Annotated in this window: 11 protein-coding genes and 2 pseudogenes; 5 read left to right on the top strand and 8 right to left on the bottom strand. The window is 62.5% G+C overall.

Going from position 1 to position 13,004, the window contains the following annotated elements; translation table 11 throughout:
* Nucleotides 1-141 precede the first annotated feature (141 nt).
* The 3 genes and pseudogenes from ACWPQI_RS00600 (at nt 142) to ACWPQI_RS00590 (ending at nt 2,055) form a co-directional block, all read left to right on the top strand.
* Complete coding sequence (locus tag ACWPQI_RS00600; RefSeq protein WP_082335498.1) at nt 142-1,482, top strand: IS630 family transposase; 1,341 nt, start codon at nt 142-144, stop codon at nt 1,480-1,482.
* A 275-nt stretch (nt 1,483-1,757) separates the two neighbouring features.
* Nucleotides 1,758-1,910: pseudogene (locus tag ACWPQI_RS00595) on the top strand (IS5/IS1182 family transposase); the annotation flags it as partial.
* A complete protein-coding gene (locus tag ACWPQI_RS00590; protein ID WP_474738867.1) occupies nt 1,894-2,055 on the top strand; it encodes a hypothetical protein in 162 nt (53 codons plus the stop codon). The pseudogene ACWPQI_RS00595 and the gene ACWPQI_RS00590, both read left to right, overlap by 17 nt.
* A gap of 684 nt (nt 2,056-2,739) precedes the next feature.
* On the opposite strand, the gene ACWPQI_RS00585 is transcribed toward ACWPQI_RS00590, so the two are convergent.
* Nucleotides 2,740-3,741, bottom strand: coding sequence for an IS481 family transposase (locus tag ACWPQI_RS00585; RefSeq protein ID WP_040269858.1), 1,002 nt, complete (start codon nt 3,739-3,741; stop codon nt 2,740-2,742).
* A gap of 580 nt (nt 3,742-4,321) precedes the next feature.
* On the opposite strand from ACWPQI_RS00585, the pseudogene ACWPQI_RS00580 reads away from it, so the two are divergent.
* Nucleotides 4,322-5,291 (top strand): annotated as a pseudogene (locus ACWPQI_RS00580) (IS481 family transposase).
* 26 nt (nt 5,292-5,317) lie between these two features.
* Here ACWPQI_RS00580 and ACWPQI_RS00575 read toward each other — a convergent pair.
* The 5 genes from ACWPQI_RS00575 to ACWPQI_RS00555 all read right to left on the bottom strand — a co-directional run bounded on the left by ACWPQI_RS00575 (nt 5,318) and on the right by ACWPQI_RS00555 (nt 9,699).
* Nucleotides 5,318-6,472, bottom strand: coding sequence for an acyl-CoA dehydrogenase family protein (locus ACWPQI_RS00575; RefSeq protein WP_059174317.1), 1,155 nt, complete (start codon nt 6,470-6,472; stop codon nt 5,318-5,320).
* A 198-nt stretch (nt 6,473-6,670) separates the two neighbouring features.
* Nucleotides 6,671-7,396, bottom strand: coding sequence for a carboxymuconolactone decarboxylase family protein (locus tag ACWPQI_RS00570; protein ID WP_059174308.1), 726 nt, complete (start codon nt 7,394-7,396; stop codon nt 6,671-6,673).
* Nucleotides 7,393-8,289, bottom strand: a complete 897-nt coding sequence (locus ACWPQI_RS00565; RefSeq protein WP_059174309.1) for an SMP-30/gluconolactonase/LRE family protein — start codon at nt 8,287-8,289, stop codon at nt 7,393-7,395. The genes ACWPQI_RS00570 and ACWPQI_RS00565 overlap by 4 nt, the downstream gene beginning before the upstream one ends.
* Nucleotides 8,289-8,726, bottom strand: a complete 438-nt coding sequence (locus ACWPQI_RS00560) for a Zn-ribbon domain-containing OB-fold protein (RefSeq protein WP_082335464.1) — start codon at nt 8,724-8,726, stop codon at nt 8,289-8,291. Before ACWPQI_RS00560 ends, ACWPQI_RS00565 begins: the two co-directional genes overlap by 1 nt.
* 1 nt (nt 8,727) lies before the next feature.
* Nucleotides 8,728-9,699, bottom strand: a complete 972-nt coding sequence (locus tag ACWPQI_RS00555) for a thiolase C-terminal domain-containing protein (RefSeq protein WP_304563127.1) — start codon at nt 9,697-9,699, stop codon at nt 8,728-8,730.
* A gap of 426 nt (nt 9,700-10,125) precedes the next feature.
* Here ACWPQI_RS00555 and ACWPQI_RS00550 point away from each other — a divergent pair, with 426 nt between their 5' ends.
* Nucleotides 10,126-10,812, top strand: coding sequence for an FCD domain-containing protein (locus ACWPQI_RS00550; RefSeq protein ID WP_304563128.1), 687 nt, complete (start codon nt 10,126-10,128; stop codon nt 10,810-10,812).
* Between the two features lie 14 nt (nt 10,813-10,826).
* Here the strand turns inward: ACWPQI_RS00550 and ACWPQI_RS00545 are convergent, their stop codons facing one another.
* Both ACWPQI_RS00545 and ACWPQI_RS00540 read right to left on the bottom strand, forming a co-directional pair.
* Nucleotides 10,827-11,723 (bottom strand): SMP-30/gluconolactonase/LRE family protein, encoded by an 897-nt coding sequence (locus ACWPQI_RS00545; RefSeq protein ID WP_304563129.1) that lies wholly within the window; start codon nt 11,721-11,723, stop codon nt 10,827-10,829.
* Nucleotides 11,720-13,000 (bottom strand): MFS transporter, encoded by a 1,281-nt coding sequence (locus tag ACWPQI_RS00540; protein WP_474738571.1) that lies wholly within the window; start codon nt 12,998-13,000, stop codon nt 11,720-11,722. Before ACWPQI_RS00540 ends, ACWPQI_RS00545 begins: the two co-directional genes overlap by 4 nt.
* Nucleotides 13,001-13,004: the final 4 nt, after the last annotated feature.

Below are 13,004 nucleotides of genomic sequence, written 5' to 3'. Positions count from 1 at the left end.
TGCCCTCGTCGTCGACCTCTCGCACTCGTACTCGTTCTACCACCCGATCAGCGTGTCACATCATGACGAGGTGAAGGTTCACTGACGCGGCACTAGTGTACTGCGTCAGAAATTGCACTAGTTAGTTTATAGTTTGTTCTTATGTCGCATCGTGGGCCTTCGGCTGTCGAGATCACATTGTCCGCGGCGGAACGTGCCGAGCTGACGCACAGAGCCGAGTCTGCGGACCGGCGGCAGGCCGAGCGGGCGCGCATCGTGTTAGCCTGCGCCGAAGGTGCGTCGAACGCCGGTGCTGCACGCGATCTCGGTGTCGCGGTGGCGACGGTGGCGAAATGGCGGCGGAAGTTCGCCGCCGACCGGCTCGACGGGCTGGCCGATGCCGGGCGCAGCGGGCGCCCGAAGGCAGAACTGGTGTTGAGCGAGGACGAGCGCGCGCAGCTGACCTCGTGGGCACGGAGGGCGAAAACCGCTCAGTACCTTGCGATGCGGGCCAAGATCGTGCTGCGCTGCGCCGAAGGTGGGACGAACAAACAGGCCGCCGCCGATCTCGGTGTCGACGAGTCGACCGTGGATCGGTGGCGGCAGCGGTTCCTCACCGGCCGGCTCGGCGGGCTGGTCGACGAGCCTCGGCCGGGCCGACCGCCGTCGATCCTGCTCGACCAGGTCGAAGACGTGATCATCGCGACCTTGGAGTCGACGCCCGGCAAGGACACCCACTGGTCGCGGGCGTCGATGGCGGAGCGCACCGGACTGTCGAAATCGACCATCGGCCGGATCTGGCGCAAGTTCGACCTCAAACCGCATCTGCAGGACTCGTTCAAACTGTCCACCGACCCGTTGTTCGTGGAGAAGGTCGTCGATGTTGTTGGTTTGTACCACAATCCGCCAGAGAAGGCGGTCGTGCTCTGCGTCGACGAAAAGTCCCAGATCCAGGCCCTCGACCGGTCGCAACCGATCCTTCCGATCATGCCCGGCACTCCGCAGCGCCGCACCCACGACTATCTCCGTCACGGCATCACCAGCCTGTTCGCGGCGTTCGACATCGCCGACGGCACCGTCATCAGTGCACTGCACCGCCGTCACCGCGCCATCGAGTTCCGCAAGTTCCTGATCACCATCGACAAGGCTGTACCCCGCGACCTCGACGTGCACCTGGTGTGCGACAACTATGCCACCCACAACACTCCCGAGATCAAGACCTGGCTGGCCCGGCACCCGCGCTTCCACGTCCACTTCACGCCGACCGGCTTGAGCTGGATGAATCAGGTCGAGCGCTGGTTCGGTCTGCTCACCGACAAACTCATCCGCCGCGGCGTCCACACCTCGGTCGAAGCCCTCGAGAAGGACATCACCGCATGGATCGACGAGTGGAACGACAATCCGCGCCCCTTCCGCTGGACCAAGACCGCCGACGAGATCCTCAAGTCTCTCGCCGACTACCTGGCCACGATCAACCCGACCATCACAACAACAGATCAGTAAATAACCTGTTCAATTTATGACGCAGTACACTAGTCACTTGGCGGTGTTGTGCCTGATCTTCGGCGGCGCGCACCTCAAGAATCTCGCCGCCTGGCCAAGCCCGAACTGGCGCAGGCCGTGGTGCGGCTCGATGACGCCGAGCGTGTACGCCCATACTGGCTTCACTGCGACCGTCTTCACTGCTGTCCGATGCGAGAGCGAGTGCGGCGCGCTTCAGAGCGCTGTGAGAACACGGGGATCTAATGACGAGCGAGCTGTTCCCCGAGGTCAGTGAGACGCGCTCATGCCGTGGTCCGCGGAGCCGCCGACCCGGCCGACTGCGGCGGACAATGGCTACGACTACCCCGTCCACCGCCGGTGACTGCGCGCCCGAGGCATCGTCCCGGATCGCGCGCCGAGGCATCGACACCAGTGAGCGCCTGGGTCGGCGCCCGGTGCAAGATCGAAGGCACTCTGGTGTGGCTGACCGGCTACCACCGACTGACGATCCGCTACGAACGCCACGGCGAGCCCTTCGTCGGCTTCCTACAACTCGCCGCCGCATTGACGTGCCGGAACAAGCTCGCCAAATAGGGGGTGATGTCCTGCAAAGGGCGAAAGCCCTGCTTCGATAATCCCTCGATCATCGAAGCAGGGCTCCGGCAGCCCGAATGCAGGGGGGTGTCGGGATCTGCCCGTGCCCGCACACAGAAGGCACGCCGCCTCGCCCAGGCTGCACGCACACCGCTGGCCCGACATACTGCCTGCGGCGGATGCTTGTGGAACGAGCCATCGACAGGTATGGCCGTCCTCCCCGGCGACCACATCCACTGTCGACATTGAAATAACACTCAATTTTGCTTTATTACACCAGCATTCAATTCAATCTTTGCCCTGCTGGATCACCTACATGGCAACCGGCCGCTGGTCACCGATGTAGACATACGCCCACAGCGACTGTTGCACCCGCACAACCGGAGCGCCCATAGGAATGGCCTGTGCGAAGAGCCTCATGAAGCAGGTGATGCCTGCGGCAGCGCGAATGCTCTCGCCGTGAACACCTCGCGATCGTCGATCGACGCCTACATCATGTACCGCGCCACAACCCACACCCCTACATGAGACACGCTCTCAGTGCTGCAACGACACTCTCGTTGCAGCACTATGGGATAAATATTCAGTGAACGGCAGCTGCCTAGGTTCTGGACCGGGCTGCCAGGCGGCGTAGTTCAGGCAAGTCCGGTGCCAGCATGTGGTCGAGCAGTACGATCGGCACCGCTAGCTGTATGAGGCCATGACGTTGGTGACACCGGTCCGGAGTTTGCTCGCGGGCGGCCGGTTACCGACGGCAGTATGCGGGCGATGATAGTTGTAGTGCACATTCCACACGTGTAGCGCCTGGGCGCGTTGCCGTTCACTGGCCCAGACGCGGGCGTAGAGGAACTCCTCCGAAAGGATCCGGTTGTAGCGCTCGACCTTCCCGTTGTGACGGGGCGTGTACGGGGTGATCCGCTGGTGCCGGCCACCGTGCAGGACTTTCGCGAAGTCCTTCGCCCGGTAGCAGGACCCGTTGTCGGTGACGACCCGGTGGATGTGCACGATTCCGTGGGCGGCGAAGAACACCCGTGCGCGGTGCATGAACCCGATTGCCGTGGCGGCTTTCTCGTCGTTCAGCGCCTCGGTATAGGCAAGGCGGGAGAATCCGTCGACCGCCGAATGCAGATAGACGTAGCCGGCGCGGGCACCGGCGGTTTTGGCGCGCTCGACCTTCTTCGCCTGGTTGCTGCCACGACCGTGGACCCGCCAACCCCCGCCGTCGGGGATACGGCCGACTTTCTTGATGTCGACGTGCACCATATGGCCGGGCCAGCGGGCGATGATTCGGCGTGGTTCCCGGTTGTTCTCGCCGTTCGGGTCGAGGAACTTGCGCCGGTTCAGGCCGAGGTGAGCGAGGTGTCGGCTGACGGTGCGCACCGAGATGGTGATGCCGTCGGCGCCCAGTTCGTGGGCGATGCGGGCTGCGGACCATTTGCGGGTCCGGCGCAGTGTCTCGATCCGCGTTACGGTCTCGGCCGGTGTTGCGGTGGGCTGGTGGTGCGGCACGCTGGGGCGGTCGAGCAGACCGAGTTCGCCGTGTTCGCGGTAGCGGGCCATCCATTTGCTGGCGCAGGCTCGGGAGATCCCCATCTCGGCGGCAACGTGGGAGAGCGGGCGGGTCTGGCAGCGCTCGACGAGACGGCGGCGACCTTCGACGGACAGCGGGGCGTTACGGTGGAGCACGGACGGGTTCTTTCGTTCGGCGGATGAGTTGGTGGTACTTCCCATCCTGCCGTCGGAGGACCCGTCCGCCTTCTTCAACCCCTCGAGCTGGTGTCTACAACGTCATGACCCGCAACAGCCAGCCACGACATCGGGGTAATGAAGAGTTTGTCGATCACGGTGTTCAATGCAAAGCTCCTATCTGGCTGCAAAGACGAGGGTATGTCCGGATGACGCACGCACCGTCGACGGTTCCAATTGGGATGTCCGATATCAACTGCGGGGAGCTGACTATCCGGTGTGAAAGTGTCCGATTCCCGAAAGGCAAACTCTACAACTGCGTGCATTTCCGGAGGCCGTGCGATTGGGCGCCGACCCCTGGGTCGCTCGGGTGGGATGTCGAGACCAGCGAACGCCGGTCTTTTCTCATCTGAAGGGCGGACGCATTCTGGCGTGATTGGCTCTCAACTATCAGCGCCTGTTGATCCCTGCAAGCGCCACGCCAAACGCCTCGACAGCATGACGACTTGACCGCCCTTCTGTCATTCCGAAATGCTCGGTCCGTACGAGACGTCCCCTCTGAGGCCACGTCCACCCGGAGATTCCGGTTTCCCACGGCAATGCACGCACTGCCGTCAGCGGCAGACTGCTCATCGTCGAGCGGCACCGCGCCGGCTGTCCTCAATCCCATATCGCCAAAGCCATGAGCATCTCCCGAAAATGCGTCCGCAAGTGGATCGACCGATACGCCACCGAAGGTGAACCCAGACTGCGTGTTCGGTCGTCTCGACCGCGCACCAGCCCGCAACGAACCAACCGGGACGTCAAGCACCGCATCATCGAGCTGCGCCGCCGACAACGCCGCGGCCCGGACTGGATCGCCGCCGAACTCGGCGTTACTGCTCGCACCGTCTCGAGAATGCTCGCTCGCCACGGGGTTCCCCGCTTGTGCACCCTCGACCCGATCTCCGGTGAGACGATCCGTTCGTCGAAGGCCCCCGCCGTACGGTACGAGCGTGACCGGCCAGCAAGTTGGTGCACATGGATGTCTATAAGATCAGCCGCATACCGGACGGAGGTGATGGCGCGCTCACGGACGCAACGCCGCCTCGATTACGCGTGACCGCTCCACCCTGATCGGGTTCGACTACGTCCACTCCTTGGTCGACGACCATTCGCGACTTGCCTACTCGGGAGATCCTGCCCGACGAAAAGGGCCCCACCTGCGCTGCATTCCTGCAACGAGCCGTAGATTACTTCGCCGCTTACGGCATCGACTGAATCAAACGGTGATGATCGACAACGCCTGAGCCTACCGCTGGTCACTGCGCCAGGTCTGTGTCGAGCACGGCATCCGGCAGAAGTTCATTCGTCCGGATAGCTCCCGGCAGAACGGAAGGGTCGAACTACTGAACCGCACCTTGCAAATCGAATGGGCGTACCGGCAGGTGTTCACCAACAACACCGACGTGCTACCGCACTTGCACCATAGGTCGAGTACTACAACGACTCGACGTCGTCACACCGCACTCGGAGGTCTCCCACCGATCAGTCGGCTGGCACCAACCTGATGGCCGGGTGCATCTAGTGCCGGTCGTCACAGTCCGCCGCGTGCTACGAGCTGGGACGCGATGACGCCCTTCTGGATCTCGTTGGTGCCCTCGCCGACGATCATCAGCGGCGCGTCGCGGAAGTAGCGTTCGACGTCGTACTCGGTGGAGTAGCCGTAGCCGCCGTGGATACGCACCGCATTCAACGCGATCTCCATCGCGACCTCCGAGCAGTACAGCTTCGCCATGCCGGCTTCCATGTCGCAGCGCTCACCGCTGTCGTACTTCTCCGCCGCGTACCGCGTCAGCTGTCGAGCCGCGGTGAGCTTGGTGGCCATCTCCGCCAGGTAGTTGCCGATCGACTGGTGCTTCCAGATTGGCCGGCCGAAGCTCTCCCGCTGCTGCGCGTACCTCAGGGAGTCCTCGAGCGCCGCGGCCGCGACACCGAGCGCTCGCGAGGCGACCTGCAGACGCCCGGTCTCGAGGCCCTTCATCATCTGCGCGAAGCCCTTGCCGGGCTCGCCGCCGAGGATCGCCGTGGCCGGGGTGCGGTAGCCGTCGAAGCTCAGCTCGCAGGACTCGACACCCTTGTAGCCGAGCTTGGGCAGATCCCGCGAGACGGTCAGGCCGGGCCCGTGTTCGACGAGGACCACGGAGATGCCATTGTGGCGCGGCTGCGCGGTGGGATCGGTCTTACACAGCAGGGCTATCAGCCCGGCGCGACGCGCATTGGTGATCCACGTCTTCGCGCCGGTGATCACCAGGTCGTCGCCGTCGCGCTTGGCAGTGGTCGTCATCGCCTGCAGGTCCGAGCCGCCGCCCGGCTCGGTCAGCGCCATCGTCGCCCGCACCTCACCGGTCGCGAGCCTCGGCAACCACTGCCGCTTCTGCTCCTCGGTGCCGAACAGCACCAGCAGCTTGGCGACGACGGTGTGCCCGCCCATCGCCCCGGCCAGCGACATCCAGCCCCGGGCTAGTTCCTCGGTGACCTGCGCGTAGCACGGCATCGACACCGGTATCCCGCCGTACTCCTCCGGCACGGCCAGTCCGTAGATGCCGATCTGCTTCATCTGCTCGATCCACTTCTCGGGGTACTCGCCTGCGTGCTCGACCTCCTGCACCGTCGGCTTGACCTCCCGATCGATGAAGTCGCGGACGGTCTTGACGAGAAACGTCTCTTCGTCGTTCAGGTTGTAGCTCATGGGGACTTCTTCCACGTCCGGGCGCTGGACAGCACCACTTGCTTGTACGACCCAATTGAAGGGATGAGCCCGAATTGTGCCGATGTGGGGTTCGGTGTCGGTCTTCTCTGCCGCCCGGCGACCTCTCCCAGGGCGGGTCGACGAACGGGTGTTGTCCCCTCGATTGGGGAGACATCCATTCCTCATCCCGGAGACAGATCATCCAGCAGTAGGCGGTGAGTGGCTCAGGAGGTCGGCGAATGCACTCAAGCCGACTTCGATGGTGTTGACCGAGAACGGCACGGTAAGTCCCAACGCGGCGACGATCTCCGCGTCGGTCGCTCCGTAACGTCGCGCGTTGTCGATGTGTAGTTTTGCGCCGCTGCTGTACAGATGGGTCGTGGAGAGGTCGGCCACGACCAGGGCGAGCTCCCGCCATTTCGGGGCGAGACCATCCTTTCGCCACAACACGCGGCCCATCGAGCGGTAGGCGGAGAACAAGCGCGGAGTGTGCTCGGCCATCATCCCGTGAACTCCAGGGAAAGGCACCTCGAATGCGTCCCAGTACCCACCGCGAGTGGAGTCCGGCACGCGGTAGTCAGCGGAGTCGAACACGAGGGGCAGTCCGACCGCGAGGCTGTGTGTGGAGATCATTGACAGCAGTTCGAGTACGTCGAGGACCTCGCGCCGGCGCGCACCGAGCTCCAGTGCGCGGCGAATGCGCTGGTGGACGCCGTGGGGTTCGAGAACGGTCATCGATGCGTCGTGCGCCAAGAGTAGCAACTCGCGGATATGGGGTTCGAGGTCTTCGGCCGCGTAGGCCGCCTCGATGTATTCGGCGTAGGCCTCCGCGAACTCGATGTCGATCTCTATCAGCGTTTCCCACTGATCGCTGATCGTTCCGTACACCCGCTGAATCTTGGCGCGGACTTCGTCGGCGCTCACAGTGCTGTGACCGGGAGTGGAAGGCCAGGGTGAACTGCAGGAAGAGAAACGACGCTTCCTCCCTTGGCGATGGTGACGATCAACCTGTCGAGGTCGGCTCCTGCAAAACACACACTGGTCACAAGAACCTCTGTGCCGAAGGTGAGTTCGTACCGAATTATTCCGTCGTCGTCGATCGCGACGACGTTGTCACCCGAGCTGCCGGCGATCCAGAGCCATCCGGCACTGTCGATTGCCATGCCGTCAGGTCTGCCGTTGCCCAGCGTCACCTCCCATCCGTCGGGTGAGCAACCGCTCGACGAGACTTTGTATCGGCGGACTGTGTCCGTTGCGGTTTCGGCGACATACAGTCGCTCACGGCTGCCGTCGAATGCCAGGCCGTTAGGGAACATGAGGCCGCCCAGTTGCGTCTCGCAGTGGCGAGTTGTCGGATCGTAGGCGTGCAGGCGGCCAGGCTTGACGGCTTCGCCGACGGCGTGCTCTGCGGTGTCGGTGAACCACAAGCGCCCGTCCGGTCCGATGACGCAGTCGCTCGGGGCGGTGACAGCGTCCGTCAGTTCAACGGTCAGTGCCCCGTTCTTCCAGCGCTGCAGTGAGGGGGTCGCGTGGAGCGGTGAGCGTGAGGGCATTGCGGTGCCACCGTTTTGGGTGATCCACAACTCGCCGTCCTGTCCAAGGGCGATTCCATTGGGGCCACCTCCGGTCTCACACAACGGGATCGGACCCGATCCATCGAGGGGGACCTCGTAGATCTTCCCCCGATTGATACTGGTGACGGCCACCGATGTATCACTGATCTTTGCCGGGCCCTCGGTGAACCCGATACCCTCGGCGATCAACTCTGCGCCCTCGGGCAGCGACAATGACGATTTTGACTTCTCCTGCGTGGACATCAGGATTCCCTTTCTTGTGCGGTCTGCGCATCGGGCTCGAGTTCGAATCGAACCGTGCTGTGCTCGCCTGCGTCGATGAATACCGCGCGTACCCGCATTCCGATCTCGAGTTCTGAGTTTTCGGTACCAACGACGTTGCTGATGAGCTTGGTGCCTTCGTCGAGTTCGATTACTGCCACGTTGTACGGATCAGGCCCGAAGTTCGGAAAGTACATCTTATGGAAAACGCCGAACGTCCAGATAGTGCCCTTTCCGGCAGATGTCAGCCACTCGAAGGCGTCGAAGGCGCCGCAGAAGGAACACGCTGTCCGAGGCGGAAACTGCCCAACTCCGCAACACGTGCACCGCGTGGTGGTCAGTTCGTGTCGATCCAGCGCATCGAAATAGTGTGTCAGACGGTTATCGGACGGCGTGAAAGGCGGTTTTTTGCTGTGCATTTCAATTCTCCGACCCGTAGATGATTGACGAGACAACTGGAGATGGACACACGTACTGGATAATCGATGTACGGTCCAGTTGTCTGTCGCCACAGGTGCGTCTGATCTGCCGTACGGCTTCGACGGTCAATCCCCACCCCTGCATATAGCTCTCGGAGAGGTGACCACCACTCGTGTTGAGAGGCAGCTCTCCGCCGATACCTATCCGACCGTCCTGAACGAACTCGCCCGCCTGGCCCTGCCCGCAGAATCCGAGTCCTTCGAGTGCGAACAGGATGTTCGGGCTGAAGTTGTCGTACACCATCAGCGCGTCTACGTCCTCGCGCTTTACGTCAGCCATGCGGTACGTGCGCTCACCGACTGCGGCGGTGGCACCGCACCAGAAGTCCTCGGGGGGAAAGTCGGAATTGACCAACTGGCCCTGCTGTGCGAATCCGAGCACGTAGGCGGGTGGATGGGGGTAGTCGCGAGCTTCATCGGCAGCACACATGATCAGCGCGACACCGCCGTCGTTGATCAAGCAGTAGTCCATCACGTGCAAGGGTTCGACGATGTACCGCGAGTTGTGGTAATCCTCGCGGCTGAGTGGCGTTCTCATGACAGCATTTTCGTTCAAGGACGCGTTGTGACGGAACGTCATCGCTATCGTAGCCAGCTGATCGTCGGTCGTGCCGAAAAGGTGCTTGTGACGCTGGTACATCATGGAGTAGAAGGCACCTGGCGATGTGAAGCCGTAAGGAGCCGTGAGGTCCGCGGAAGTGCCGTATGCCTCGCCCACCACGCCGCCGTATGTCGCGCCGGCTGAGCGACCGTTGTTTCCGTAGACCAGTGCGACACGCCTGCACAGTCCGGTCGCGATCGCCATGGCAGCCATCTCGATCGAAGTGCCGCTCATCCGTCCTTCCGACGGCAGTTGGGCCATCCATTGCGGCTGAATGCCGAGGTCGGAAGCAATTGTCTCGTACGAACTCACTCTGTTGACGATGAGTCCATCGATGTCCTTGACCGTGAGCCCAGAGTCTCGAAGTGCTTCGTGTAGAGCCCAACTTCCTAGATCGTCGGCAGAGTATCCAGGCAGTCTGCCAAAGGGGGTGGTGCCGACACCGACGACGGCGGTCGACCCCCTCAGCGCGTCGATGGGAGGCATTGTCTGTCACGTCCTTGTCTCAGGGGAAGTCCGGTGTGTTGCTCAACGGGGGAGGTCCGGCCTCACCACACCGTTGCGTCATCATATTCTATAGAATACGCCGGTGCAACCATGCGTGGGGCTGCGGATCTATGCCCATTTCAGGCTCGGACGCCAGGGAAACCCGGCATTCTTGTATATAATACGGGCAGTGCTCAGTCGTTGAGCGTCAACAGTCCGAGATGTGCAGCAGTGGGTTCTAGGAGGAAGTCTGTGGAGTCCGTCAGCCCGCGGTCCAACACTTTGTCGTCAGGGGGCAAGAAGCAACTGTCCGCTGAAGTCGAAGCGTACGTTCGCGAAGAGATCATGACCGGAAAATTCAAAGCCGGACAGTACATTCGGACGGAGACGCTCGCAGCGCAGATGGGCGTCAGCCAAACTCCCGTCCGTGAGGGGCTTCAAGCCCTGCGGGGTCAAGGGTTCCTCAGGCTCGAGCCGCGGCGAGGATTCAGGGTTCTTGAGCTGCGTCGGTCCGACATTGAGGACCTGTTTGGCGTCCAAGCCTATCTGTCGGCTGAACTTGCGCGCCGCGCCGCGACTCGGCTTAGCTGGGAGCAAGTCAACGAGTTAGCGCGAATTCACGAGGACCTGATCGTCGCCGTCGACGAAGACGACGCTGCCCTGGTCCAGAGCCTCAACAGCGAGTTTCATCGTCTCATTAATCAGAACGCCGACGCGCCGAAGCTGAGGACGTTGCTCGCAGTCGCGCTGTCGTACGTGCCGAATAGATTCTACGAGAAGACGCGAGTGTATCCCGCGCAGGACGAGCGGGCCAAGATCCTCGAGGCGATGAAGACGCGTGATCCTGAGCGAGCGGCGGACGCGATGCGACGACACATCGAGCACTCGGGTGTGGTTCTCCAGAAGTTCCTGGACGACAAAGGCATTCTCGGCAGCTGACCGCACGTGAGGGATTACTCGCCGTCCTTGGGCGCCGCGGGAGGCCTGATCGTGGTCACCTCGATGTGGGACTCCAGTTTCGCGAGGCACTCGGTTCGGTCGAGCGATGGAGAGGTGCACACCATCAGTTCGTTACCGCTCGCCCCTCCCACCGCACACGCAAGGCAGAGTTGTCGGGAGGAAATGCGATCGAGTAGTTCGCCGGTGCAGCTCACACGTTGAGCTGCCCTGCCGAATACATCGGACACCCATATATGGCCCCACGCATCCATGCCGATACCGTCGGGTGCGAAGCCGAGCGGAAGTCTCACGCGGTTGGACAACGCTCCGCTCTCCTCGATGTCGTAACGGCTGAGTCTCGCACCAAACGACTCGGCGACGAACAGTTGTCGGGTATCTTCATTGATGACGATGCCGTTGGCAAACGCGAGTCCGGAAGCGGACTCTCTGTACCGGCCGTCGGGATCTACAACGAACAGTCGACTAAGAGAAGGACATTCGAATTCTCCGCTCGACACCCGATCGATATCGCTCGGGTCGGACAGGTACTCGTGTGGATCGAAGCCGGTTTCTCCGACAAAGCAGCGTCCGGCCGAGTCGACCGCCAAGTCGTTGAGGGTGGTGGGCACCGCCGTGGACAGGTCCGCATGAACCACCCAGTCGTCGTCCTCCCGGCGGAGGATTCGGCGTTCGTCCATCATCACCACCAGCAATCGACCGTCGGGAAGCCAACCGATACCACCCGGTGAACTGGGCACGTCGAGAACTAACGTTTCGCTCGTTCCGAGGTCGGTCGACACAACCTGGTTCAGATGCATGTCGACGAACCAGAGACGGCCGTCATGCCAACGCGGGCACTCGGTGAAGGCGAATCCGTCCAGAACAATTGATGGCGTCGCTGTGACGTTCACTTGTGCATACTCCTTGTGTTCTCTGATGTCTGCGATGCCGATTCGGCACCGTCGGCCGGCGACTGAGGGACCGCGGGGCGGCGTCGGATCAGGAAGGCCGTGAGGACTGCACCCACTAGGCCGAAGGCGGCGAAAACGAAGAAGTTGGTTGACACGCTGCTACCACCGGCGATCAGAAGGCCGATCAACGTGGGCCCGCCCAGCGCACCGATTCTCCCCGCACACGAGATCCAGGACAGGGCCGCGACCCGGGTTGCCTGAGGATAGTCGGTGGCGACGAACCCTGGCAACAGCAGCTGAGCACCGAGCGTTCCGGCGCCCGCCACGAAGACCAGACAGTAGACGGCGAGAATGGGCAGTGGGACGGAAAGCGCCAGAATGCTGACGGATGCCGACAGGAAGACACACAGGATCACGATGCCTGGACCTGAGATGTCGGCTCGCCTGGCGAGGATGGGTGGTACGACGGCAGCTCCGAGGTTGAGAGCGATGAGGAACGTGATGGCGGAACCCAGTTCGTAACCGTTGGACCGCATGAGCTGTGGTAGCCAGGTGTTCAATCCATACGTCAGGATCAGCCCTGAGGCGCTGATGGCTCCGAACAGTACGGTTCGGACTCGCACTCCCCGGCTGAACAAGTCGGCGACGGGTGAGCTCGCGCCGCGTGTCGCGCGCCGGCCCGTCCCGTTCTCCGAACCATCGTGTGCGTCCGCCCTCGGGATCTGCGCGATCATCATCGGCACGATCGTCAGCAGGGGTAGTCCTCCGAGTGCGAACAGAAACCGTGCACCGAGCGACTCCAAGGCAAAGTACCCGATGAGGGCAGCGATGACACCACCGATCGGATAGCCCGACCACGCAATGGCGCTGTAGCGATTGCCTTTACCTTCGGGAGCACACTGCACTGCAAGAGCCGCGACCAACGGAACGAACGCGCCGACCCCGAGTCCGACCATGAAGCGTGTGGCACCCAGGACCTGAGCGCTCGGCGCAGCCGACGACACCAGCATCCATGCAGAAAACCACACGCAGGACGCGATCGTCAGTGCGCGACGGCCGATGATGTCGGCCAGCGTGCCAGAGACGATGGACCCGATCAGCATGCCGACCACGGTCACCGTACCGATCAGGCCGGCCTGCGTCGGACCCATGTTCCAGTCGTCGGACGAGATCAGCTGGGGTAGTACTGTTCCGTATACAACGAGGTCATAGCCCTCGAATGCGAGCCCAAGGAAACACACGGCCAGGATGGCCTTGCGTCGTCGTTGTTCGGTCATCGAT

It is taken from the genome of Rhodococcus sp. LMD (assembly GCF_056108245.1).
This window is presented reverse-complemented; position numbering and strand designations above follow the sequence as displayed.

What these genes read in the sequence shown, in the direction of transcription:
- ACWPQI_RS00600 (WP_082335498.1), top strand. Translation starts at nt 142, where the DNA reads ATGTCGCATCGTGGGCCTTCGGCTGTCGAGATCACATTGTCCGCGGCG.
- ACWPQI_RS00575 (WP_059174317.1), bottom strand. Translation starts at nt 6,472, where the DNA reads ATGAGCTACAACCTGAACGACGAAGAGACGTTTCTCGTCAAGACCGTC.
- ACWPQI_RS00565 (WP_059174309.1), bottom strand. Translation starts at nt 8,289, where the DNA reads ATGTCCACGCAGGAGAAGTCAAAATCGTCATTGTCGCTGCCCGAGGGC.
- ACWPQI_RS00560 (WP_082335464.1), bottom strand. Translation starts at nt 8,726, where the DNA reads ATGCACAGCAAAAAACCGCCTTTCACGCCGTCCGATAACCGTCTGACA.
- ACWPQI_RS00540 (WP_474738571.1), bottom strand. Translation starts at nt 13,000, where the DNA reads ATGACCGAACAACGACGACGCAAGGCCATCCTGGCCGTGTGTTTCCTT.